This is a genomic window from Paraburkholderia sp. EG304 (genome assembly GCF_046543485.1).
GTDB classification, from domain to species: Bacteria; Pseudomonadota; Gammaproteobacteria; order Burkholderiales; family Burkholderiaceae; genus Paraburkholderia; species Paraburkholderia youngii.
The window spans coordinates 1-1,102 of record NZ_JBKGUA010000230.1; the positions used below are offsets into that span (position 1 = coordinate 1).

A 1,102-nucleotide genomic window follows, 5' to 3' on the forward strand; every position below is an offset into this window, starting at 1 on the left:
TTTCAGCGGGCTCTCACAGTTCGTTACCAGTACTCGGATAAGATTGTCAATTTCGTCGATACCCCCCCTTTCTGGCTTTCGCCCGAGACCCTTGCCTACCGACGGACGACACATGGTGAGCGCCAGTTCATTAAATTCAATATCAAAACTGGGAAGAAGCAACCGGCTTTCGATCATAGCCGCCTTGCCGAAGCATTAAATAAGGCGGCCTCCTCGAATTTCCGAGGCACTTCGCTGCCCTTTGACCGCTTCGAAATCGGACAAGACGGCCACCAGTTGCTGTTCTCCATTGATTCCGTTCAGTGGAGTTGTGATCTTTCAAGCTACATCTGCACTAGGATCTCTCAGGGCGAAATCTTGTCATTTCATAACGACTTCACGCCAACGGCTGAAAGCGATAGTCGAATGACAAGCGATTCACCGGACGGCAAGTGGAAAGCATATATCAAAAACTACAACGTCTTTCTAATGAGTAAGGACGGGTCAGTAAATGTACCGTTAAGTTGGGACGGGACAGAAGCGAACAATTACGTCTTCTCATCCCTAAAGTGGTCCCCTGACTCGAATCACCTCGCAGGTTACCGTGTCGCCGTCGGCCAACCGCGTCAAATCATGCTTGTCAATTCCTCAGCAACAAACCATCAAGCCAGGTATGAGCCATTAGCGTATCCCAAAGCGGGAGATATTCTTCCGCGACCGCAACCGGTACTATTCGACATAGTCAACAAGCGCATGGTCAATATCGACAATGCTTTGTTCCCGAATCCTTTTGACCTTTCCCAAATTAATTGGTGGAAGGATGGGAAAGGCTTTACATTTGAGTACAACCAACGCGGCCATCAGCTCTACCGAGTAATCGAGGTGGAGGCAGCCACCGGCCGTACGCGCTCTTTGATCGATGAGGTCAGCTCCACGTTCGTCGATTATAGAGATTTAAGAAATAACCAAAGAAGTGCCGGAAAGCGCTTTCGTTACAATGTTAATGATGGAGAGGAAATTATCTGGGCATCCGAGCGCGATGGATTTGAACATCTGTACCTCTTTAATGGCCGTACCGGTGTTTTAGAAAACCAAATCACCAAAGGTGACTGGATTGTCCGCG

Annotated in this window: 1 protein-coding gene; it reads left to right on the forward strand. The window is 48.7% G+C overall.

The genetic code is table 11. The features are described from left to right. Positions 1-1,102: DPP IV N-terminal domain-containing protein (locus ACLFKU_RS43530; protein ID WP_410853368.1), on the forward strand; the 1,102-nt coding region annotated here is incomplete at both ends.